We start from the raw sequence: 22,265 nt of genomic DNA, 5'->3' as shown, positions 1-22,265 counted from the left end.
ATGCAATGTGAGGAGGTAAACGATGGCGATCGCGCTTGGCTGCGTCACCGAGCCAGTGAAGTTCACTGGGGTGGAAGCAGTCGTTCTCTCTGATGAGACCCTGCTGGAACGAAAACACACCTTGTTGAAGGCAATGAAACAGCACGGTTTTGACACGCTGGTCATCTACGCGGACAAGGAACACGGCAGCAATTTCGAATATCTCACCGGATTTATACCGCGTTTCGAAGAGGGGCTACTGCTGCTGGACAAGTTCGGGCACGCCACGTTGGTGCTGGGTAACGAAAACCTGAAAATGGCACGTTTCTCGCGCATTGAGGCCACGCTGGCTCACTCGCCGTACTTCTCGCTGCCTAATCAGCCGATGGATAATGAAGTGCCGCTGGAAACGCTTTTCAAGGATGCGGGCCTGGATAGCAGCAAAAAAGTCGGTCTGATTGGCTGGAAAATGTTCACGCCAGCCGCCGGCAATGGGCGCGCGATGTTCGATTTACCCTACTTTATTGTCGACGCGATTAAGCGCACGCTCAAAGATGACGCGGTGTTAGAAAATGCTATCCCTTTGTTGATTGGTGATAACGGCGCACGTACCCGCTGCAATGCCAATGAAATCGCGCATTACGAATATGGTGCCAATCTCGCTTCCAGCTGCATGCTGGACGCGCTCAATGCGATTGAAGTTGGCGTGCGTGAAACCGAGTTGGGCGCGTTACTTACCGCTGAAGGGCAGTACAACACCGTGGTGACCATCGCGGCCACCGGCACGCGTTTCGAAACCGCGAATCTTTATCCCAGCGCGAAAACCGTGCGGCGCGGCGATCCGCTCTCCCTGACCACCGCCTACAAAGGTGGCCTTTCCAGCCGCAGCGGTTTCGTGATTGCCAGTGAAAGTGAGTTGCCAGCAACCCAGCAGGATTATCTCGATCGCATCGCCAAACCCTATTTCTCCGCGGTGGTGAGCTGGCTGGAGACGATTCACGTCGGCATGCGCGGCGGCGCGCTTTACCAGCTGATCGAACAGGTTTTGCCTAAAGCGCGTTTTGGCTGGCACCTGAATCCCGGCCATCTGGTGGCGGATGAAGAGTGGATGTCGTCGCCGATTTATCGCGGTTCCACTGAACTCCTGAAAAGCGGCATGATGCTACAAATTGATATCATCCCGTCCGTGCCGGGCTACAACGGTGCCAGCGCCGAAGAGTGCGTGGTGCTGGCCGATGCGGCACTGCAGGCGACGATTCGCCACGCCTATCCGGCGCTGTGGCAGCGTATCGAAACGCGTCGTGAGTATCTGCGCGCGGAGATCGGTATCCAGCTAAGCGATGACGTTTTGCCACTGTCAAATACCGTGGCTTATTTAAGGCCGTTCTTCCTGGCCAGGCAGCTTGCGCTGAAAATGGAACGTTAATCGTCCACGATCAAAGCCATTATCCCCGGTATTTAATGGCTTCGATCAGTTTCTCAAACGCAGCGGTGTGTTGTTTGCGGCTGGGATAATAGAGGTAATATCCGCTGAACGGTTCACACCAGTCAGCCAGAATGGCTTGCAGGTCGCCGTTGGCAATATGCTGTTTGACGGTGTCTTCGGGCACATAGGCAATACCCATGCCGGAAAGCACCGCATCAATACGGGATGCCAGATTATTAAATATCAGCTGACCTTCAACTTTGACGCGAATATCTTTGCCGTCCTTACTGAACTCCCAGCTGTATAATCCGCCGAGTGTGGGAAGGCGCATGTTAATACAGTTATGATTTTGCAATTCATAAGGCGTCTGCGGGATGCCGTGTTTTTGCAGGTATTCAGGTGCTGCAACCGCAACCATTTTCCAGTCCGGGCCAATCCGCACCGCTACCATATCTTTTTCAATACTTTCACCCAGTCGTACACCCGCATCGAAACGCCCGCTGACAATATCGGTTAAGGTATTGTCGACAGAGAGTTCGACGTTCACGTCAGGATAGGTTTGCAGAAAGGGCTTCAGCAGCGGCCACAGCGTGGATGACAACGCATGTTCCCCGGCGGTGATACGAATGTTCCCCGACGGTTTGCCCTGATTATCGGCCAGCTGTAGCAGGGCTTTTTCCATATCCGCCATCATTGGCGCGACGCTTTTAATCAGATTTTCACCGGCTTCGGTCGGCGCCACGCTGCGCGTGGTGCGCGTCAATAATCGGGTATTTAAACGCTCTTCCAGACCGCGTATTGAATGACTCAATGCCGATTGTGATACGCCTAATTTGGCGGCGGCGCGCGTGAAGCTACATTCGCGTGCCACCATCACTAAATAGATCAGGTCGTTGAAATTTTCCCGAAGCATGCGGCTGACCCTTTTCTATAACGGCTTCAATTATTAGGATTGCTGGCGACATACAGCGGCCAGGATTCGAACAGGTAACCATCAAAATCAATATCATCGACGTCAGAGAATTCCAGCAGGCGTTGTTTCACATTCTCAAGGTGCTGCCACATCGCCTGTTTGGCAGCGCGCGCGTCTTTTTTGATCAGCGTGGCGAGAATTTTCTTGTGATCGTCGAGCCACTGTTTGCGGTAATCGTTGTTGACCAGATGGCGATGCAGCTGACTCCACATCACGTTGTCTTCACGCCACTGCCAGGATTGCTTAAACAGCTCAACCAGCATGCTGTTGTGCGTGGCTTCGGCAATAGCCAGATGGAAGTTGCGATCGCCATTTTCACTTTGGTTGACCGCGCCAGAGGCGAGCTCTTTCTCCTCCAGCTCCAGCGCCTGACGCATTTTCATGATGTCTTCACGCGTCGCCTGCAGTGCGGCGAATTCAGCGATGTTGCTCTCCAGCAGCTGACGCGCCTGCAGCATCTCAAACGGTCCGGCATCATTGCTGGCTTTGTGCTGCGGAGCCGGTGGCTGCGGCGAGTCGTGAATCACGTAGATTCCCGCGCCACGACGCACCTCGATTAAGCCTTCCAGCTCCAGCATGATTAGCGCTTCACGCACCAGCGTACGCGTCACATCCAGCAGCGCCGCGAGCTCACGCTCCGGTGGCAGCCGTTGGCCCACCGCATACTGTTTTTGCGAGATCATCTGACGGAGCATTTCCCCGACTTCCTGATAGGGACGCTGTGCTGAAGTTTGCGTTTTCATCGTGTTAGTTATCTTTGCGTTAAGGGATGCATAACCTCTGCTACTGCCAGGTCAGAGACGCGCACTATAGCATAGCGATTAAGAATCGGCCTGGTCATGGCGTGCAATGACCAGGCTGCCATCACGTCACATTAAGGGCAAAATAGCGCTCGGCATTGTTGAAGCAGATATCGCGCACCATGCTCCCCAGCAGCGGCTCATCAGCAGGCACAATGCCGTCTTTAACCCACTGTGCCAGCAGATTGCACAGAATGCGGCGGAAGTATTCGTGGCGCGTGTAGGAGAGGAAGCTGCGCGAATCGGTCAGCATGCCGACAAACTGGCTGAGCAGGCCGATTTGCGACAGTTGTTCCAGCTGACGCAGCATGCCGTCACGCTGATCGTTAAACCACCAGCCAGAACCGAACTGCACTTTGCCGGCAATGCTCGCGCCCTGGAAGTTGCCCGCCATGGTGGCCAGCACTTCGTTATCGCGTGGATTTAGGCAATAGAGGATGGTTTTCGGCAGTTGATCGTTGATGTCCATCGCATCCAGCAGGCGCGCTAGCGGCCAGGCAATATGGTTATCGCCAATCGAATCAAAACCACTATCCGGCCCGAGCTGACGGAACATGCGCGTGCTGTTATTGCGGATGGCGCCAATGTGCAGCTGCATCACCCAGCCGCGTCGTGCATATTCACTGCCGAGCCACACCAGCACCGCGCTGCTGAATTGGGCGATTTCAGTTTCATCCAGCAGATCGCCACGGCGACGTTTCGCCAAAATAGTATCAAGCACGCTGTCGTCCGGCACCGGCGCAAAGCGCAGGGTTTCGATGCCATGATCCGATGCGCGGCAGCCGTGGGCGGAGAAGTGATCAAGGCGACGCAGCAGCGCCCGGCGCAATGCATCAAAGCTGTCGATAGCCACATCGGCGGCGGCTTCCAGGCGAGCCAGATACGCAACAAAACCCTCCAGCTCGATCTTGAATACTTTGTCCGGACGCCAGCTCGGTGCGACCTCAATATTAAAGCTGGCGTCATCGGCGATCTGGCGATGGTAGCGCAGTGAATCGACCGGATCGTCGGTGGTGCCGACCATGCGCACCTTCATCTGGCGCATGATGCCGCGCGCAGAAAACTCAGGCTGCGCCAGCTTTTCGGCACAGCTGTGCCAAATGTCCGGCGCGGTGGCCGGGCCAAATAGCGTATCAGTGATGCCAAACGGACGACGCAGTTCCAGGTGCGTCCAGTGATAGAGCGGGTTGCCAAGGGTTTTTGGCACCGTTTCGGCCCAGGCGAGATACTTATCGTAATCACTGCGTGCGCTGCCGGTGATCAAAGATTCATCCACGCCCGCGGCACGCATCGCACGCCATTTATAGTGATCGCCTTCGAGCCAAATCTGGCCGAGATTAGCAAACTGGCGATCCTGCGCAATCTCCTGCGGATTCAGATGGCAGTGATAGTCGTAGATGGGCATATCTGCGGCGAAATCATGATACAAACGCCGCGCGGTATCGCTTTGCAGCAGAAAATCTTCGTCCATAAAGCGCATTACTCGGCTCCCTGAGTTGGCTCGCTAAAATAGGCGCGGTGGATCGCCAGCTCAACGCCGCGAATTTCAGCCAGCCCTTTCAGTCGACCAATCGCCGAGTAGCCAGGATTGGTTTTCTTCTTCAGGTCATCCAGCATTTGGTGGCCGTGATCGGGACGCATCGGAATTAAATCATGCTGGCCTGCGGCTTTACGCCGCTGCTCCTCTTCGGCAATCGCCTTGATCACCGCAAACATATCGACATCGCCAGCTAAATGCGCGGCTTCGTGGAAGCTGTTGGGATTCGCTTCACGTTTGGTAGAGCGCAGATGTGCGAAGTAGATACGCGGGCCAAAGCGTTGCACCATGCCGGCCAGATCATTCTCTGCCAGCACCCCGTACGAACCGGTACACAGGGTAAAACCGTTGGCCGGGCTGCTGACGGTATCAATCATCCACTGCAGATCGTCAGCGTTGGAGACGATGCGCGGCAAGCCGAGAATCGGGCGCGGTGGATCGTCCGGATGTACCGCCATGCGCACGCCCACCTCTTCGGCAACCGCAATAATCGCGCGCAGGAAGGTGGCAAAATTCTCCCGTAGCTCGGCCTTACCGATGCCGTCATAACGCGCCAGCTGGGCGCGGAATTGGTCGAGGGTATAACCCTCTTCGGCGCCGGGTAAGCCGGCAATAATGTTGCGCACCAGGCGGTCACGATGTTCTCGACTCATCTGGCTAAAACGCTCGGCAGCCTCAGCAATCTCTTCGGCACTGTAATCCTGCTCCGCGCCCGCGCGTTGCAGAATGTGCAGTTCAAACACCGCGAACTCAATCTGATCGAAGCGCAGCGCTTTGGCCCCATCGGGCAGCAGATACTCAAGGTCGGTGCGCGTCCAGTCGAGAATCGGCATGAAGTTGTAGCACACGGTGGTGATGCCGCACTGCGCCAGATTACGCAGCGACTGCTGATAATTGCTGATCCAGTGCTGGCAGCGGCCACTGCCGGTTTTGATCTCTTCGTGAATCGGCACGCTTTCCACCACCGACCAGACCAATCCAGCGGCTTCCACCAGCGCCTTACGCTGCACGATTTCGTCAACTGTCCACACTTCGCCATTGGGAATGTGATGGAGCGCCGTGACGATGCCGGTGGCGCCCGCCTGGCGCGCATCGGCCAGAGAGACAGGATCGTTCGGGCCATACCAGCGCCAGGTCTGCTTCATGTTGTTACCTCACTCATTATTGGTTGACCAATATTATCTTTAGCGCGTTTCATTATGACGTTATCACGCCGCTTGCACGTAAAACTCTGCTCTTTGTCGGGTTAAGTCAACCTGGTCGATGATTTTGGTTAACCAGATCACAAATGCTGCATCAAGCTGGCGACCACTTTTCGCAACTGTGTTTCACTCCTGGCGGATAGTTAGCAATGACTGATAAATGGAGAAGCCGATGAACCGCAGTTTGAATCCAGGGATAACCGCCGCAGGCAGCAAACGCACCTTGCGTAATTTGCGCTGGTGGGTGTTGGTGCTGTTCTTAGCGGGCGTTACGGTTAACTACATCACCCGTAACTCGCTAGGCTTGCTGGCACCGGAACTCAAAACCAGCCTCAATATCACCACTGAACAATATTCATGGATCGTCGGCGCGTTCCAGCTGGCGTATACCTTCTTTCAACCGATTTGCGGCTGGTTGATCGATGTCATCGGCCTGAAGGTTGGCTTCCTGGTCTGCGCCACGATTTGGGCTGTCGCCTGTTTGTTCCACGCCGGCGCGGCAAGTTGGGTGCACCTGGCGATTCTGCGCTTTGTCATGGGCGGCGCCGAAGCCGCTGCCACACCGGCTAACGCCAAGGTGATTGGCGAATGGTTTCCGAAAAAAGAGCGTCCGATTGCTGCCGGATGGGCCGGTGTGGGTTTCTCCCTGGGCGCGATGCTGGCCCCGCCGATTATCTACTTCGCACATGCCTCGTTTGGCTGGCAGGGTGCGTTCCTGTTCACCGGCTGCCTGGCGCTCGGATGGGTGGTGCTGTGGTGGCTGTTGTATCGCGATCCAGAGCAGCACCCCAATCTGCAGGCGTCTGAACTGGAATTTATTCGTCAGGACAACGAACCACCGGCGGTAAAACTGCCGTTCTTTACTGCGCTGAAACCCGTGTCAAAAAACAAGCGTTTCTACGGCATCGCCATTCCCGCCTTTATGGCCGAGCCTGCGTGGGGGGTGCTGAGCTTCTGGGTGCCGCTCTATCTGGCAAAAGAGCTGGGCATGGACCTGAAACAGATCGCCATGTTCGCCTGGCTGCCATTCCTCGCGGCAGATTTAGGCAGCGCCGCCAGCGGTTATCTGACGCGCCTTTACACCAAAATTTTTGGCTTTACCCAGGTTAACTCGGTGGTAGCGAGTTCGGTAACCGGCGCATTCCTGATGCTGTCGCTGGCGATGGTGGCGGTCACCAAAGATCCTTACGTGGCCATTGCGCTGATCTCAATTGGCGGTTTCGGTCACCAAATCATCTCCTGCATGCTGAGCGCGCTGGTGGTAGAGAAGTTTGATAAAGGGCAAATGGCGACGGTTAACGGCATGCGCGGCTCATTCGCCTGGATCTCCAGCTTCCTGTTTTCGCTGCTGATCGGCGTCACCGCCGACACCATTGGTTTCAATCCTTTGTTCGTCGCCATGGGCTTCTTTGACCTGATTGGCGCGGTATTCCTGATTGCTTTTATTGCTGAACGTCGCGCACAGCGCGCCTGAAAAAGTAGGTAACGATGAAAACGTTAAAAAATTGGTCTTTAGCGGCGTCCGATGCCCACCACGTGGCGTTAACCGTCGACGGCAAACACACGCTGTGCCTGTATGTGCTGGAATCGGGTCTGTTCCGCGTGGCGATTAAACGTCAGGGCGCCTTTACCCTCGACAGAACCTGGAGCATTGCGCCGCAGAGTGATGTGCCGTGGGAAGGGCGTCAGCGTGACAGTCTGGCGGGCTTCTCGTTGCCGGGCTTTACGCTTGAGGAGGAGGGCAGCACGCTGGTGATCGCCACCGATAAGCTACGGGTAATCGTGCATCAGCCGCTGGCACTGGAGTGGCAATATTGCGACAGCGCCGGCGCGTGGCAACTGCTGACCTGCGATCGCCCGACCAGCGCCTATCAAATCAATGCGCACGGCGATGGCGTGGCGCACTATCAGCGCCGCATGCACGATGACCGTTATTATGGTCTGGGTGAGAAAAGCGGTGATTTGCAGCGCAACGGCCAGCGCTATGAGATGCGCAACCTTGATGCCATGGGTTACAACGCGGCCTCCACCGACCCGCTGTACAAACACGTGCCGTTCACCATTACGCGCCGCAACAACGTTAGCTTTGGCCTCTATTACGATAACCTCAGCAGCAGCTGGTTTGATCTCGGCAATGAGCTCGACAACTATCATCAGCCGTATCGCCGCTGGCAGGCTGAGAGCGGCGATATCGACTATTACCTGTTTGTCGGCGACAAGGTGCTGGATATCACCAAAGCCTTTGTGCGTCTGACCGGTAAAACCCTGTTCGGCCCGAAATGGAGCCTCGGCTACAGCGGCTCAACCATGCATTACACCGACGCACCAGACGCACAGCATCAGCTAATGAACTTCATTCGCCTGTGCGAAGAGCACGATATTCCGTGTGATTCCTTCCAGCTCTCCTCCGGCTATACCTCGATCAACAACAAGCGTTACGTATTTAACTGGAATCACGACAAAGTGCCGCAGCCTGAAGTGATGAGTCAGGCGTTTCACGACGCCGGCTTGCGCCTCGCCGCCAATATCAAACCGTGTTTGTTGCAGGATCATCCGCGCTACCACGAGGTGGCGGAACAAGGGCTGTTCATTCGCGACTCCGAAGAGGATGCGCCGGAGCGTTCGGTATTCTGGGATGATGAAGGTTCGCATCTTGATTTCACTCATCCGCAAGCCGTGGCGTGGTGGCAGGAAAACGTCACCAAGCAGCTGCTGGAGAAGGGCATCGATTCCACCTGGAACGACAACAACGAATACGAAGTGTGGGATGGCGAAGCGCGCTGTCACGGTTTTGGCACGCCGATAGCGATTAAACATATCCGCCCGGTTATGCCGCTGCTGATGATGCGTGCCTCGATGGAAGCGCAGCAGCGCTTTGCACCGGACAAGCGTCCATTTCTGATCTCCCGTTCGGGCTGTGCCGGGATGCAGCGCTATGTGCAGACCTGGAGCGGCGACAACCGCACCAACTGGAACACGCTGCGCTACAACATCCGCATGGGATTAGGCATGAGCTTGTCCGGGTTGTACAACGTGGGACATGATGTCGGCGGTTTTTCCGGCGATAAGCCGGACGCAGAACTGTTTGTGCGCTGGGTACAAAATGGCGTGATGCATCCGCGCTTTACCATCCACTCCTGGAATGATGATCACACGGTTAACGAACCCTGGATGTATCCGGCGGCTACGCCTGCGATCCGTGCGGCCATGGCGCTGCGCTATCGTCTGCTGCCGTATCTCTACACCCTGCTGTGGCAGGCACATGCGGACGACGAGCCGATGCTGCGTCCAACCTTCCTCGATCACGAGCAGGATGCGCAGACGTTTGCCGAGTGCGATGAGTTTATGCTGGGACGCGATCTGCTGGTGGCCAGCGTGGTCGAACCCGGCCAGCGTCAACGTCGTCTATGGTTGCCCGACAACCAATCTGGCTGGTATGACTTTGCCAGCCAGCAATGGTACAGCGGCGGTCAGTGGATCACCCTGGATGCGCCGCTGGAAACTCAGCCAATGCTGGTGCGTGCCGGTGCCGCTTTACCGCTGAGTGAACGTCTGCGCCACGTTGATGCCCAGGCGGACGATTGCCGCACGCTGCAGCTGTTCCCGCTGCAAGGTAAAGGGATAACAACCGGCGTGCTGTTTGAGGATGATGGCGAATCCTGGGGCTATCAGCAGGGCGATGCGCTGTGGCTTAACTGGGAAATGCGCTGCGACGCTGAGGCGATTCACCTTAACTTCACTCGCAAAGGCAGTTTCCTGCCGGGATGGAAAACGCTGAAAGTGGCATTGCCGGTGGGTGAAAAGCGCAAGCTGTATATTGATGGCGTGGCAGTTGATGGCACCCAGGCTGAAGCGGTGTTGGCGAGTATGACAGCGGCGTAACAGTGCTAAGGCACGTGCGAACATTAACTCTCGCACGTGCCGTAGCGGCGCGATTTATCGCGCATTTCTAATGCTGGTAATTTGGTCATCCGGTTATGACTGCGCAATAAATTGCGCCGCTACACAATATGCCGTTTATGACATCAATCGATTAACTTTTTTGCCCGTGCCAGCAGAAACGCGGTCACCGATGTTGCATCGCTGATCTTGCCTGCCAGAATTAATTCAAGAAACGCATCGATTTTGATTTTTCTGGCGGTTAATCCCACTTCTTCGGCATCAAGGTTTTGCCCTTGATACGTCAAATCGCGTGCCAGGTAAATGTGATAACCCTGGGCGGAGTAGCCTTGCGCTAACTTTTGATAACCCACGTAATCAAGCTGTCCGGCAAGTAACCCGGTTTCTTCTAACAGCTCCCCGGCAGCCAGATCTTCGGGAGAGGCATCCGGCGCAAGCTCCCAACTGCCCTGAGGCAGCTCAACGGTGCGTTCACCGAGCGGATAGCGATACTGTTCAACCACATAAATGTGGTCATCCTCCACCGGCAACACCACCACAAAATCACTCTTCTCAATCACCGAATAGATGCCTTCGCTGCCATCGGCGCGCTGAATTTTATCCTCTTTCAGCGTTAACCAGCGATTGCGGTAGATTTCTGTTGACGCGAGCGTATGGATTTCAGGTTTCACTGTCGGCCTCCATGATGTTGATGAGTGAATAACTATACCCATGATAAGACTGCGCATTATCCGAATTATTGCGCGGCCGCCTGCATCGCCTGTTTCAGGGCGTGCAGAAACACCGTCACCCGTGTCGGTAAATGGCGGGTGGTGGGAAACAGCGCCCAGACGCCCAGAATCTGCGGTTGTGCATCGCGCAGGGCAATTTCGACCAGCTCACCGCTCGCTAACTCCTCCTGCACATCCCACGCCGAGAGCTGTGCGATGCCGCTTCCGGCGACACATAAGGTGCGCACGCCCTCGACGTTGCTGCCGCTAAAACGCCCTTCGACGCTCAGTGTGGAAATATGGTCATCAACCATAAAGCTCCACTGCAGCACGCCAGATAAGCGCAGACAGTTATGCTGATGCAGGTCGGCCAGCGTCTGCGGTGTCCCGCAGCGGGTTAAATAGTCCGGTGAAGCACACAATACGCGCGGATTATCCGCCAGCCGCTGCGCCACTAAGCGGGAATCGCGCAGCGGCGCAATGCGGATCGCCACATCGTAGCCGAGCCCGACAATATCCGTGACGTTATCGCTGAGCTGAAACTCAATCCGCAGCTCGGGATTCTCCGCCATCAGCGCGGGCAGCAACGGGATAATGGTGCGGCGGCCAAAGCCAGAAGGGGCAGTAATGCGCAGCTGGCCGGTGGCACCTTGCTTATCCAGCGAGAACAGATTGCGCGCGCTTTGCTCGGTCTCTGCCAGCGTTTTAGCGTAGGGCAGAAACTCTTCACCTTCATCGGTCAGCGCAATGGCGCGCGTGGTGCGATGCAGCAGGCGTACGCCGAGATCCTCCTCCAGCGAAGCGAGCCGGCGCGATACGGTCATCGGGGTGGTATTCAGTCGCCGCGCCGCCTGCGTCAGACTGCGCGTCTGCGACACCATCAGGAAAACCTCAACATCTTTTGAGTTCATTGTAACGATTTCCGTTATACAGACGTATCATCATCGGCCATTTTTGTCATTATGGCCATCCACTATACTGCGCTCTGTAGATAATTCTCCTGCGAGAGCAATATGAGTGATAAACATCTTTTCCAGAGCGGGACGCTGAATCGACTGGTGCTGAAAAATCGCATCATGGTGGCGCCCATGACGCGCATCTCTGCCAGCGTCGACGGCGTGCCGGGCGAACGTATGCGGCACTATTATCAACGCTTCGTGCGCGGTGGCTTTGGCGCCATCATCACCGAAGGCATGTACATCGATGAAGCCTGGTCGCAGACCTATGCGTTTCAGGCCGGCCTGGTGAATGCCAGACAGAGTGCGGGGTGGCGCGCCATCACCGATCAAGTGCATCAGCGCGGCGGCAAAATCATTGCGCAGCTGATGCATGCCGGTGCGATTTCCCAGGGCAATATTTATCGCTCAACCACCCTTGCGCCATCAGCGCTAGCGCCGCGTGGCGAGCAACTGAGCTTTTACCACGGACATGGCGCGTATCCGTTGCCAGACGCAATCGATGAAGCGCAGATCCAGCAGGTGATCGACAGTTTTGCGCAAGCTGCCGCGCGGGCCATCGGCGAGGCGGGTTTTGATGGCATCGAGATTCACGCGGCCAACGGCTATCTGCTCGACCAGTTCTTTACCGACTACACCAACCAGCGCAGCGATCGCTGGGGCGGCAACATCGCGCAACGTCTGTCGCTGACGCTGGCGGTGATTGCGGCAGTGCGGCAGCGCGTTGGCAACGACGCCACCCTTGGCGTGCGTATTTCGCAGGGCAAAGTGAATGATTTCCACCACAAATGGCGGGAGGGCGAAGCGGGTGCGCGCCAGGTGTTTGCCTTGCTGGCGGAGGCGGGCGTGGATTATCTGCACCTCACCGAATATGACGCGCTGCAGCCGGCATTTGCAGATTCAGCCTACTCGCTGGTGCAGCTGGCGCGTCAGGCCGCGCCTAATCTGACTATCGTTGCCAATGGTTCGTTAGGCGATGCCAGCCGCGCCGCGCAGGCATTGGAGCAGGGGGCAGATTATGTCTCAATCGGTAAAAGTGCGCTGGCCAATCCTGACTGGCCGATGCGGATTCGTGATGGCGCAGAGCTGCGTGAGTTTGACAAAAATCTGCTGGCGCCATCTGCAGATGTGAAAAACTGCGAACTGGTATAAACCTGTTAGTCGGCGCCCGACCCGCGCCTGATCTCTTTCCCTGCGGTGGAAGTTGTCCAACATTGTCCAACTTCCACCGATGCGCATGAGTATGATTCGCGTTTTCAACTACGACTCTATTCGATCATGCGCACAGCGACTTTTACCCTAAAACCCCTCTCTTTAGCCTTTCTGATGGTGCTGACGCCAGCAACGGCTTTCGCGCTCGACGATGACAGTCGCGCCGACACGCTGGTGGTGACCGCTGCCGGATTTGAACAGCGGCTGGAAGATGCGCCAGCCTCGGTCACGGTGATCAATGGCGACGATCTGCGTAAGCGATCGATCAACAATCTGGCTGACGCGGTACGCGATGTTGAAGGCGTCGCGGTGATTGGCGGCGCCAACGAAAGTGATATCTCTATTCGCGGCATGCCGGGGGATTACACCCTGATTCTGGTGGATGGCATCCGTCAAAGCGGGCGCGATTCGCGCGTAAACGGTAATGGGGGCTACGAACAGAGCTTCATTCCGCCGGCGTCGGCGATCGAGCGCATCGAAGTGATCCGTGGGCCGATGTCATCGCTGTATGGCTCGGATGCCATCGGCGGCGTGATCAACATTATTACCCGCAAAGTCACCCAGCAGTGGAATGGCTCACTTTCATGGGATTATGCCGTCCGCCAGCATAAGGATCAGGGCAACGCCAGCAATAACCAGTTTTACCTGAACGGTCCGCTGATTGCCGATCGGCTCGGTTTACAGCTGTGGGGCCGTTATCTCAATCGTCAGGGCGACGACAATGTGCAGACCACCAACGGCTATACCCAGGCCGATCACCGTGATATTACCGCTCGCCTTGCGTTTACGCCGAATGCGCAGCATGACATTACGCTGGAAGGTGGCGTGAGCCGGTTAAAGAACGGGGAAGGTGAGAGCGCTAACTGGGCGACGCGTGAACAGAAGAACAATCGCGACCACTGGTCACTGGCGCATGAAGGGCGCTGGGGCTGGGCGACCTCAACGCTGGCCTTTTCCCAGGAAGAAACCAGCCGCGAAGGGCTTGCCAGCCCTGCGCAAGCCGATGTCTATGGCCGCAAGCCGACCATCAAAAACAGCGTGTTTGATGCGAAGTTGGTGATGCCAACCGCCTATCACACCACCACAGCCGGTGCCCAGTGGCAGCAAAATGCGCTCACCGATTGGAATCAGGGCGACGGTACCCGCGTGGACCATCGCTACAGCGTATTGCAGCGCGCGCTGTTCCTCGAAGATGAGTGGCGCATGCTGGAATCCTTCTCGCTTACGGGTGGCTTACGTCTCGATAATCATGAGCAATACGGCAACCATTACAGTCCACGTATTTATGGCATCTGGTATGTCAGTGACGAATGGACCTTGAAAGGTGGCGTGGCGCGCGGTTTCAAAGCACCAGAAATTCGAGCGGTGATTGAGGATTATGCGGTGCTACGCCGTAATACCTATGCGATGTTGGGCAATCCTAATCTGAAGCCGGAAACCAGCACCAACTATGAGCTATCGGCGATGTGGTCAAATCGCGACGATCTCTCGGCCAGCGCAACTTTTTTCTACAACGATTTCAAAGACAAACTTTCGACGGTCACCACCGATCAGCGTTGGAATGGCTATATCGTCATGGATCGCGTCAATATCGATAAAGCGGTCATCCGCGGTGTGGAGTTGACCGGCAGCTGGAAAATCACGCCTGAGCTGTCGCTGAAAGGCAACTATACCTGGCTCGACTCCGAGCAGAAAAGTGGCAGCAACCGTGGCGCGCCGCTGGCGTTGACGCCGAAGCACAAAGCGAGTCTGCGCAGTGAATGGCGTGTGAGCGCCGCTACTCAGCTGTGGGCGGCCGGAAATTACTATGGCAAAGAGTATGGCACTAGCGTTACGGCGGAAGCGGCACCGGATTACATCACGGCTGATGTGGGTGTGTCGCATCAGTTAACGCACAACCTGACGTTAAACGGCGCCATTTATAATCTTGGCGACAAGCGTCTGGACGACGAAACCTATGGCACGGTTAACTATGGCCGTACTTTCTGGGGGGGCGTGACGCTCAGCTTCTGACACCGTCTGGCAGCATGACGGTGGCACATAAACCGGCCGGGGGACGATTCGCCAGAATCAGTTCCCCGCCATGCGCGTGAATGTTTGATTGGGCGATGGCCAATCCAAGGCCCAAACCGCCGCCTGCAGTGTTATCGGCACGCGCGGTTTCGCTGAAACGCACGAAGGGTTCACAGGCCTGTGCCAACTGTTCAGTGGGTAACCCCGCGCCCTGATCCAGCACTTCAATCCACACCCATCCGGGGTGATGAATGAGCGTCACTTCAGCTTCGCCGCCATACAACAGCGCGTTTTCGATCAGGTTGCTCAGCGCGCGCTTAATCGCCAGCGGGCGACACATCAGTTCACTGTGCGGCTCGCCTTGCCAGCGCACGCGTTTCCCCAGCGAGAGATAACGGCGCGTCAACTCATCTAGCATCTGGCTGAGGTTGCAACGCTGCGGTAGCTCCTGCTGCACGTCGCCGCGAATGAAATGCAGGGTTTCACTCACCATGGCGCGCAGCTCGTTCAGGCTCTCCAGCATATCGTCACGCGCGTCACCGTCGGGCATCAATTCCACCTGCAAACGCAGTTCCGTTATCGGCGTGTTGAGATCGTGACTCATGGCGGCCAGCATGCGCGTGCGGCTATCAAGATGGCGCGCCAGCCGAAGCTGCATCAGGTTGAAAGCCTGGGTTAACTCCCGCGACTCCTGCGGTCCGCTGAGCGGCAGCGTGCTGCTCCCTTCGCCGCGGCTGATTGCCTCTGCGGCAGTTGCCAGGCGACGAATCGGCCTGACAACGCGATAGATAAAATAGAGGCTGAGCAACAGCAGCGGCACGCTGACAATCGGCAGAGAAAATGACAAGAGTTGCGTCCACTCGTAGGCGGGCATCACCGATTGCACGCTATTAAAGAAACGGCCATCGGGCAGGGCAAGGGTCGCGCGCAGGCGCAGCGGCTGGTGGCGCGCGGCGCTGAAGATGTGTCTGCGCGCCAGTCCGCCATCGGCACTTTCGAGCTGCAGGGTTACGCTTGCAGGATGGCTTAATGCCAGCTGGCTCATTAGCGAGTCGCGCAGGCGTTGCTCCTCCTCGCGCATACTAAAGTCCAACACTTCCGGATGCGCTGCCAGCCAAAAGCGCGCCCCATCGGCGCGTGTTAACGAGAAGTTCTCTCCGCCGCTCAGACTTTCGTGATAGGCCAGCACCAGGCGCTCGACGGCGATGTTGCGCATGGCAGGCGAGAGCAAATTGCCCAAAAATTGTGTTGCGGTCACGGCGGCGAGGTTGGCAAACAGCAACGCGAGAATCATCAGGCAGGCGAGCTGGCTCATCATGCGCGTCGGCAGCAGCGTACGCAGTTTCTGCATCATGCTGTTAGCTGCACCTCAGCGGTAAAGCGATAACCCTCGCCCCACACGGTATCCAGCAGCACGCTGCCAGGCAGAACCTGTTCCAGTTTGATGCGCAGACGGCTCACCTGGCGATCGATAGCGCGATCAAAGACTTCATTACCTGGCGCTACGCAGTGATCCATCAGCGCTTCCCGACTTAACACCTGATAAGGATGCGCGAGAAAGGCCGTCAGCAGTTTGGATTCCATCGTGCTGAGGCGCACGGCTTGCTGCTGTGGGTTGCTAACCACCCGTGAGGCGGGATTGAACATCAGATCGGAAAAGTGCACCGTGTGCACCACAGGCTGTGGCTTTGCGCGCGGCGCGCTGGGCTGGCGTTCGGCACGTCGCAGCACCGTATGAATGCGTGCCAGTAACTCGCGCGGTTCAAAAGGTTTCACCACATAATCATCGGCACCGCGTTCAAGCCCGGCAACGCGATCGTCCAGGGCATCACGCGCGGTTAACAGGATCACCGGCGTTCGGTAGTGACGTTGAATCTGCTGGCAAAGCTGCATGCCGTCGCCGTCGGGTAACATCACGTCCAACACAATCAGATCAAAGCGTGTGGTGCGCAACAAGGTCCAAAGTGAGGCAGCATCTTCGGCGGTGACCACCGCAAAGTGCTGGCGCCGCAGATAGGTGGCAAGGGGCTCGCGGATTTTACGGTGATCGTCAACCACCAGAATTTTCATCGGTGCTGGCGTAGCGTGCATGGCGGGTGTTCCAGAGAAAAGCGTGCCCAGGCGGCAAAGAGCCGTAGCTTAATTGAGAATGCTTTTCATCTGCAACTACAACTGCGCGCAAAGGCGGAGAGAACCTCCGCCAGGCAAGAAATTAGTGGGCGAAGGCCCAGCTCAATTTGCCGTTATCCGCGGTCAGCTTATCCAATTTCTTTTGATTCACTTTGTTGCGCGCACCAAGACGCTCTGCCGTCAGCGGGCCGCTATCGCTCTGCGCAATTACCGTCTCTTTCGGCACGCGGGTGATCTTCTCAGCGATGATTTCCACGGCTTTGGCATAGCCGTTGCGATTGCTGAGATCAAAGTTCTTCAGCGGTAGCTGAGTTTCCAGCCATTGGCCCCAGAAGAATTCGAGGAACGGCGGCGGATTCTGCTCTTTCTCAAAGCCAATATCGCGCACGAAGTAGACCAGCGAGCGATATTCATCATTCTGCATGTGCTGGCGACCGAGCTCTTTCGGCAGCGCATCCGGGTTGATTTTACCGGATGGCGTATTCAGCCACACCAGATGAGCTGCCGCCATTTTTTGCCAGAACGCCGGCATGGTTTTCAGGCTGCGGAAGTCATCAGTAATGCGCACCTGCACCGGCGTGTTGAGGCCGGCGATATCGGCGAAGTTGCTGAAAGTGTGATGACCATCGGTAAGGTACAGCACGTTATCCGGCGCGATTACCGCGGTTTTCATCGGACCCGGATCGCTACCAACCGACGCTTTACAGCTGAAGCTGCTGGGATGCGAGAGGCGTGATTGCGCATCAAATTTATCCACGCCTTTCTGACCCATGCTTTCGCAATAATCATCAAACAGCTTTTTCGGTTCGGCTTCATAACGATGCTGCTTGTAATCCAGTTGACGATAACCAATCGCCGCCTGCGTGGGATGCAGCTGCGCCAGCTGCACTTGCACAATGTCTCCGGCTTTGATGTCGGTGGGCAGCGCGGCGGATGCCTGTCCGGCTGACCATAACAACGCCAGAATTGACCATGGTGATCTTCTCATTCCCTCTCCTCAAATCGCCTGTCACAGACGCGCACAATAGCATTACTGTCATCTTGTCGCTGTAGTGTTGTGGCTCGCGGTTGCCCCGCTGCAACCTGTTATCCAGACATCTGACCACGACGGAGCATTGATTATGGCACTCGCTGCTGTGCAACCGGCAAAATTGCAACATACCGTTATCGATCCTAGCGTGCGTATGCGCGAAACCCACATTGGTGAGCAGTGTGAAGTGTTGGCAGAGAGTTATCTTGAGTACAGCGAATTGGGGGATTTCTCCTATCTGGGCGAACACTGCTGCATCGCCGATACCCAGATTGGGCGCTTTACCGCGATTGCCAATCACGTGCGACTGGGTGCGCCCAATCACCCGATGGATCGCGCCTCACAGCATCGATTCACCTATTGCCCGGAATATTATGATGCGCAAGCAGAGCGCGATAATGGCTTCTTCGCCGATCGCCGTGCCGATCGCGTGATTGTGGGTAACGATGTATGGATTGGTCATGGCGTGATTGTGCTGCCGGGCGTGACCATCGGCGATGGTGCGGTGCTGGCGGCGGGCGCGGTGGTCACCAAAGATGTGCCGCCGTATACCATTGTCGGTGGCGTACCCGCCAAAGTGATTCGAACGCGAGTTGCTGCGGACATTGCCGCCCAGCTGCAGGCGATTGCCTGGTGGAACTGGCCGCTGGAAAAGCTCATGGTGAATCTGGCAGATTTTCAGTCATCCGACCTTGCCGCGTTCTGCCAGCGGCATGGCAAGTAACTATCGCGCAAGCGTCATTTGGCGTTGCCGATAATCTCAAGCAATCTCAAAATACCCCCTTTTTGCGATTGCTTGCGAAGTGAATCACACCAGCGGTGGATGGATTACCATCGAGGTTAGCACGGCTTCCTGCGGCAATCCGACGTGCAGCAAGATCTGCTGACGGTAATGCTCATCATCGTTGCGTGGGGCGTCGCTGAGTAGCACGCCGACTTCATTGACGTTTTTACCCGCTACCTGCACTTTGTCGCGCGCGGCACTGCGCATCCACTCGTACTCGATATCGATATGGCCGGTATCAATACAGCGGATGCCGTGCTGGCTGAGGTCGTAAGCCAGCACCGTGGCGGTAGGGCCAAGGGACATCAGCACCATATCGTAGTCACGCGCGTGCGCCAGTACGCTGGTGTAAAGATCGTTGTAAACCGAGAAGGCGTTACGATTAAGCGTAGTGATGCGTTTAATATCGCGGGCGCCGTTGAGTAAATCATTGCCCATTCCCAGCCGCGTGCCGCTCCCTTCAACGATTAAGATCTTTTTATCGCTGAACAGCTGCTTAAACTTGCTGAAGACGCGAGCGGCCTGCTGCTTATCCGTATAATCATGATAGGGGCGGGTAACAGAGGTGTTGCCGTAACGATAATTTTTCTTTAATAAGCCTTCATAATGACGAAAATAAAACGCTTTATGAAAAAACCAGAATAGGGCCGAACCAAACCGCATATTGCCGGTGCCGCGAAACGCATCCGGCATACATAATAAGCAGGTATTATTTGCCTGGCTGCCACGGCGCAGAATATCTTTTAGACGAATAGAGAGACGTTCATCAAAAGATTGAAAGCCGATATTTTTGAATAGGGTCATTTCCAGTTCTCCATCGCCGTAGCGGCTTACGGACAGGGCATCGTTGCTGAGCAGCAGGTCAATGGTTTGCTCGGGCGACATCACCTGATATTGTCTGGCGCGTGCATTGGCAACCGGAAACTTAATAGCAGCATGTGTGAGTTTAAAAGGAAAACGTAATTTTCGAAAAAGGGAATCTGCGCTGATCATCATAACCTTCTTTTTATAAGCGGCATTGCCGCAGAGCAGTTACGTGATTTATATCACGCTGAATCAGGCGTGACAGGCTGAGGAAACTCCCAAAATAACGTTATATAGCGCGGGCTAATCAATTTAAATCGGAATTGAGTCGGGGCCTTAAATAAAATATCAATAAATACGCGCTTATTCGCGCCTTTGCGAACAATCCTGCCAGGACTAATCGCAGAGGCGGCGGCGCTATTAATTAAATTATTTCAATTGATGACTAAGTGTGAAAGCGATTTGCCGGTTTTACTAAACCTAAACGATCGCGTAGCGTGCCCGGTTGATATTCGCTCCGGAATACGCCGGCGTGCTGCAGGCGCGGCACCACCTGTTCCAGAAAGCGATCTTCCCTTTCATCAATATAGGTCGGCAGAATGACGAAACCGTCGCAGGCCTGGTGCTGATACCACTCAATCATCTGCTTAGCGATGGTATCGGCGGTGCCGGTCGGTGCCGGGAAAGAGAGGCTTTCGGCATAGCGTTTTGCCATCTCTCCCAACGTCAGATTTTGTTCAATGGCGCTGGCAATCACATACTGGAAGCGGCCTTTGCTGCCGGTGATCTGCTCGCGTAAATCGGGAACCGGACCGTCGATAGGATACTGCGACAGGTCGATATTCATGCTGGCCGAGACAAAGCTCAGCCCGGACTCCACGGTGATCAGCGATTTCAGGTATTCAGCGCGCTCCTCGGCATCACGTTGCGTGTTGCCAACAATCGGTACCATGCCGGGCAGAATGCGCAGCTGGTCCGGCTGACGCTGATACTGCAGCGCGCGCTGTTTCAGAGTGTGGTAGAACTGCTGCGCACGTTCCCGCGTCGGTTGCACCACAAACAGCATCTCCGCCTGCTGTGCCGCCAAATCAATAAAGGCATCGGACACGCCGGCCTGAATCACCACCGGATGGCCTTGCGGCGGGCGCGGCAGGTTCAGCGGCCCCTGCACATCGAAGGATTCGCCCTGATGATCGAGCCGATGGAAGCGCGCGGGATCGGCAAAGCGCGCCTGCGCTTTATCCATAATCAGCGCATCCTCCTCAAAGCTGTCCCACAGCGCCTTCATGACCTCAATAAATTCGGCGGCGCGGCGATAGCGTGCTGCATGGCTGAAGTGCTCACTGCGACCAAAGTTGCGCGCTTCGGCGTGGCTTAGCGAGGTCACCACGTTCCACGCCGCGCGTCCGCCGCTGATATGGTCAATGTTCGCCAGCTGGCGCGCGGTGGTGTAAGGCACCGAATAGGACGAAGAAACGGTTCCGCCGAGGCCGATATCATCGGTCACGGCTGCCAGCGCGGCCAGTAACGTTAGCGGTTCAGACCAGCCAACCTGGCGATGCTGCACGGTTTGCGCCAGATGGCCGCCGTATACATCATCAATCGCCAGCTTGTCGGCAACAAAAATCAGATCCAGCTTGGCCGCTTCGGCGCGCTGCGCAATCCTGCGGTATAGCGGCCAGTTGCTGCCGCCGGTGGCCGCTGCATCAGGATGGCGCCAGCCGCCCTGATGGATGCCAGAGTCGAGGTAGAGCGCCAGATTCATCATGGTTTGGCGGCTCCCTGAGTATTAAAAAACGACGCATCCACCAGTTTGTCTGCTTTTAGGCCGGGTTTGATCAGGCCGCCGCGCGTGAAGGTATCGATCGCCAGCTGCTGGCGTTTTTCTACCAACGCGTAATCTTCCACCGGCGCGTTGTTTTCGCGCTGTACCTTACTCAGCGCCACCGCTTCCGGCAGACGCAGCAGTTTGGCGATCTCGCTGGCGTACGCTTGTGGATGCGCCACGCCCCAGGCGCGTGCACGAATCAGGCGCTGACGGAAGTCCGCAAGCTGCTCACGCTTGTTGGCAATGGCGCTATCGGTCGCCACCAGATAATTTGAAACCGGCGAGTTTTTGCCATCAATGGCAATACGATCGCCGGATTGCGCTACGGCAAACGACACATAGGGTTCCCAGGTCGCCACCGCATCAACCGCGCCATTGTCCAGCGCCAGCGTGGCTTCCGACGGCGTAGTAAAGACAAAACTCACGCTGTTGTCCGGCAGGCCCGCTTCATGCAGCGCGTTAAGCACCATATTTTGTCCGGCTGAACCTTTCACCGTTGCCACTTTCTTTCCTTTTAGATCGGCGATGGTGTGCAGAGCGCTAGCGTTTTTCACCACGATGGCGTTCCCCAGATACTGCGAGGCTTGAATGGCACGAATTTGCGCACCCGCAGCCACCGCAAAGGAGAGCGGGCCATCGCCGACTAAACCGGCATCCAGATGCTGGGAATTGAGCGATTCCAGCAGCGGGGCGGCATTGGGGAACTCATACCATTTGATTTCATAAGGCACATTGTTGAGTTCACCGGCGGCGGACATCACCGCGCGGGCATTGCCTTTTTGATCGCCCACCACTAGCGAGTTGCTGGCCGCGTGTGAAGAGAGAGCGAGGAGAATTAATGAGCTGGCTAATAATGTGAATTTCATAACGTTTCCCGGGTAAAAAGAAAACAGCGTAAGTTTTCTCTTACGGCGGGCGTAGTAACAAATCCGCACAAGGTTATGTCCGCGACGCAAAAGCCATCCTGTCGCGCCGTTTCGT

General features: G+C 56.2%; 18 protein-coding genes. 6 read left to right on the top strand and 12 right to left on the bottom strand.

The genetic code is table 11. The annotated features are described in order from the left end of the window. Positions 1–22: 22 nt before the first annotated feature. Entirely contained in the window at positions 23–1,405 is a 1,383-nt protein-coding gene (locus AC790_RS10505) for a Xaa-Pro peptidase family protein (protein WP_049851750.1), read from the top strand. Between the two features lie 19 nt (positions 1,406–1,424). Here AC790_RS10505 and AC790_RS10500 read toward each other — a convergent pair whose 3' ends face one another. The 4 genes from AC790_RS10500 to uxuA form a co-directional block, all read right to left on the bottom strand. Further along, on the bottom strand, positions 1,425–2,318 hold the full coding sequence (locus AC790_RS10500; RefSeq protein WP_009128253.1) for a LysR family transcriptional regulator: 894 nt from the start codon (positions 2,316–2,318) through the stop codon (positions 1,425–1,427). Positions 2,319–2,344: 26 nt separating this feature from the next. After that, on the bottom strand, positions 2,345–3,121 hold the full coding sequence (uxuR, locus tag AC790_RS10495; protein ID WP_036621325.1) for a Uxu operon transcriptional regulator: 777 nt from the start codon (positions 3,119–3,121) through the stop codon (positions 2,345–2,347). Positions 3,122–3,242: 121 nt separating this feature from the next. Continuing rightward, positions 3,243–4,658, bottom strand: coding sequence for a glucuronate isomerase (uxaC, locus tag AC790_RS10490; protein ID WP_049851749.1), 1,416 nt, complete (start codon positions 4,656–4,658; stop codon positions 3,243–3,245). Beyond that, the gene (gene uxuA / locus AC790_RS10485; protein WP_049851748.1) at positions 4,658–5,860 is read right to left on the bottom strand and encodes a mannonate dehydratase; all 1,203 of its coding nucleotides are present in this window, start codon (positions 5,858–5,860) and stop codon (positions 4,658–4,660) included. Before uxuA ends, uxaC begins: the two co-directional genes overlap by 1 nt. Before the next feature lie 229 nt (positions 5,861–6,089). Between uxuA and AC790_RS10480 the strand changes: the two genes are divergently transcribed. Next, positions 6,090–7,391 (top strand): MFS transporter, encoded by a 1,302-nt coding sequence (locus tag AC790_RS10480; protein WP_049851747.1) that lies wholly within the window; start codon positions 6,090–6,092, stop codon positions 7,389–7,391. 14 nt (positions 7,392–7,405) lie between these two features. Next, positions 7,406–9,799 carry a TIM-barrel domain-containing protein gene (locus AC790_RS10475; protein ID WP_049851746.1) on the top strand — a complete coding sequence of 798 codons (2,394 nt, stop codon included), beginning with the start codon at positions 7,406–7,408 and terminating at the stop codon, positions 9,797–9,799. A 143-nt stretch (positions 9,800–9,942) separates the two neighbouring features. Here AC790_RS10475 and AC790_RS10470 read toward each other — a convergent pair whose 3' ends face one another. Both AC790_RS10470 and AC790_RS10465 read right to left on the bottom strand, forming a co-directional pair. Next, complete coding sequence (locus AC790_RS10470; RefSeq protein WP_082204280.1) at positions 9,943–10,488, bottom strand: NUDIX hydrolase; 546 nt, start codon at positions 10,486–10,488, stop codon at positions 9,943–9,945. 65 nt (positions 10,489–10,553) lie between these two features. Further along, positions 10,554–11,438, bottom strand: a complete 885-nt coding sequence (locus AC790_RS10465; RefSeq protein ID WP_049851745.1) for a LysR family transcriptional regulator — start codon at positions 11,436–11,438, stop codon at positions 10,554–10,556. A gap of 102 nt (positions 11,439–11,540) precedes the next feature. On the opposite strand from AC790_RS10465, the gene AC790_RS10460 reads away from it, so the two are divergent. Together AC790_RS10460 and AC790_RS10455 are read left to right on the top strand one after the other, a co-directional pair. Continuing rightward, positions 11,541–12,635, top strand: a complete 1,095-nt coding sequence (locus AC790_RS10460) for a tRNA-dihydrouridine synthase (protein ID WP_049851744.1) — start codon at positions 11,541–11,543, stop codon at positions 12,633–12,635. Positions 12,636–12,761: 126 nt separating this feature from the next. Then, complete coding sequence (locus tag AC790_RS10455; protein ID WP_007894055.1) at positions 12,762–14,708, top strand: TonB-dependent receptor domain-containing protein; 1,947 nt, start codon at positions 12,762–12,764, stop codon at positions 14,706–14,708. Here the strand turns inward: AC790_RS10455 and AC790_RS10450 are convergent. The 3 genes from AC790_RS10450 to AC790_RS10440 all read right to left on the bottom strand — a co-directional run bounded on the left by AC790_RS10450 (position 14,698) and on the right by AC790_RS10440 (position 17,826). Further along, a complete protein-coding gene (locus AC790_RS10450; RefSeq protein ID WP_007894046.1) occupies positions 14,698–16,062 on the bottom strand; it encodes an ATP-binding protein in 1,365 nt (454 codons plus the stop codon). The genes AC790_RS10455 and AC790_RS10450 overlap by 11 nt on opposite strands. Next, positions 16,059–16,799, bottom strand: a complete 741-nt coding sequence (locus AC790_RS10445) for a response regulator transcription factor (protein ID WP_049851743.1) — start codon at positions 16,797–16,799, stop codon at positions 16,059–16,061. The genes AC790_RS10450 and AC790_RS10445 overlap by 4 nt, the downstream gene beginning before the upstream one ends. 121 nt (positions 16,800–16,920) lie before the next feature. Then, a complete protein-coding gene (locus tag AC790_RS10440; RefSeq protein ID WP_049851742.1) occupies positions 16,921–17,826 on the bottom strand; it encodes a ParB/Srx family N-terminal domain-containing protein in 906 nt (301 codons plus the stop codon). Positions 17,827–17,959: 133 nt separating this feature from the next. Between AC790_RS10440 and AC790_RS10435 the strand changes: the two genes are divergently transcribed. After that, positions 17,960–18,592 carry a DapH/DapD/GlmU-related protein gene (locus AC790_RS10435; RefSeq protein ID WP_049851741.1) on the top strand — a complete coding sequence of 211 codons (633 nt, stop codon included), beginning with the start codon at positions 17,960–17,962 and terminating at the stop codon, positions 18,590–18,592. 84 nt (positions 18,593–18,676) lie between these two features. Here AC790_RS10435 and AC790_RS10430 read toward each other — a convergent pair whose 3' ends face one another. The 3 genes from AC790_RS10430 to AC790_RS10420 all read right to left on the bottom strand — a co-directional run bounded on the left by AC790_RS10430 (position 18,677) and on the right by AC790_RS10420 (position 22,150). Continuing rightward, entirely contained in the window at positions 18,677–19,645 is a 969-nt protein-coding gene (locus AC790_RS10430; RefSeq protein WP_049851740.1) for a GT-D fold domain-containing glycosyltransferase, read from the bottom strand. Positions 19,646–19,901: 256 nt separating this feature from the next. Beyond that, a complete protein-coding gene (locus tag AC790_RS10425; RefSeq protein ID WP_082204279.1) occupies positions 19,902–21,224 on the bottom strand; it encodes an NtaA/DmoA family FMN-dependent monooxygenase in 1,323 nt (440 codons plus the stop codon). After that, positions 21,221–22,150 carry an aliphatic sulfonate ABC transporter substrate-binding protein gene (locus AC790_RS10420; RefSeq protein WP_049851739.1) on the bottom strand — a complete coding sequence of 310 codons (930 nt, stop codon included), beginning with the start codon at positions 22,148–22,150 and terminating at the stop codon, positions 21,221–21,223. The genes AC790_RS10425 and AC790_RS10420 overlap by 4 nt, the downstream gene beginning before the upstream one ends. Between the last annotated feature and the right edge of the window lie 115 nt (positions 22,151–22,265).

Source organism: Pantoea sp. RIT-PI-b (genome assembly GCF_001187905.1).
Classification (GTDB): Bacteria; Pseudomonadota; Gammaproteobacteria; order Enterobacterales; family Enterobacteriaceae; genus Pantoea; species Pantoea nemavictus.
The sequence above is the reverse complement of the archived record's forward strand: the minus strand, read 5'-3'. Positions and strand labels throughout refer to the sequence as shown.

Bases quoted from the DNA above. Each gene is read 5' to 3' on its own strand.
- AC790_RS10480 (WP_049851747.1), top strand. From the start codon at position 6,090: ATGAACCGCAGTTTGAATCCAGGGATAACCGCCGCAGGCAGCAAACGC.
- AC790_RS10445 (WP_049851743.1), bottom strand. From the start codon at position 16,799: ATGCACGCTACGCCAGCACCGATGAAAATTCTGGTGGTTGACGATCAC.
- uxaC (WP_049851749.1), bottom strand. From the start codon at position 4,658: ATGCGCTTTATGGACGAAGATTTTCTGCTGCAAAGCGATACCGCGCGG.
- uxuR (WP_036621325.1), bottom strand. From the start codon at position 3,121: ATGAAAACGCAAACTTCAGCACAGCGTCCCTATCAGGAAGTCGGGGAA.
- uxuA (WP_049851748.1), bottom strand. From the start codon at position 5,860: ATGAAGCAGACCTGGCGCTGGTATGGCCCGAACGATCCTGTCTCTCTG.
- AC790_RS10455 (WP_007894055.1), top strand. From the start codon at position 12,762: ATGCGCACAGCGACTTTTACCCTAAAACCCCTCTCTTTAGCCTTTCTG.
- AC790_RS10425 (WP_082204279.1), bottom strand. From the start codon at position 21,224: ATGATGAATCTGGCGCTCTACCTCGACTCTGGCATCCATCAGGGCGGC.
- AC790_RS10460 (WP_049851744.1), top strand. From the start codon at position 11,541: ATGAGTGATAAACATCTTTTCCAGAGCGGGACGCTGAATCGACTGGTG.
- AC790_RS10465 (WP_049851745.1), bottom strand. From the start codon at position 11,438: ATGAACTCAAAAGATGTTGAGGTTTTCCTGATGGTGTCGCAGACGCGC.
- AC790_RS10430 (WP_049851740.1), bottom strand. From the start codon at position 19,645: ATGATCAGCGCAGATTCCCTTTTTCGAAAATTACGTTTTCCTTTTAAA.
- AC790_RS10435 (WP_049851741.1), top strand. From the start codon at position 17,960: ATGGCACTCGCTGCTGTGCAACCGGCAAAATTGCAACATACCGTTATC.
- AC790_RS10475 (WP_049851746.1), top strand. From the start codon at position 7,406: ATGAAAACGTTAAAAAATTGGTCTTTAGCGGCGTCCGATGCCCACCAC.
- AC790_RS10440 (WP_049851742.1), bottom strand. From the start codon at position 17,826: ATGAGAAGATCACCATGGTCAATTCTGGCGTTGTTATGGTCAGCCGGA.
- AC790_RS10500 (WP_009128253.1), bottom strand. From the start codon at position 2,318: ATGCTTCGGGAAAATTTCAACGACCTGATCTATTTAGTGATGGTGGCA.
- AC790_RS10420 (WP_049851739.1), bottom strand. From the start codon at position 22,150: ATGAAATTCACATTATTAGCCAGCTCATTAATTCTCCTCGCTCTCTCT.
- AC790_RS10505 (WP_049851750.1), top strand. From the start codon at position 23: ATGGCGATCGCGCTTGGCTGCGTCACCGAGCCAGTGAAGTTCACTGGG.
- AC790_RS10450 (WP_007894046.1), bottom strand. From the start codon at position 16,062: ATGATGCAGAAACTGCGTACGCTGCTGCCGACGCGCATGATGAGCCAG.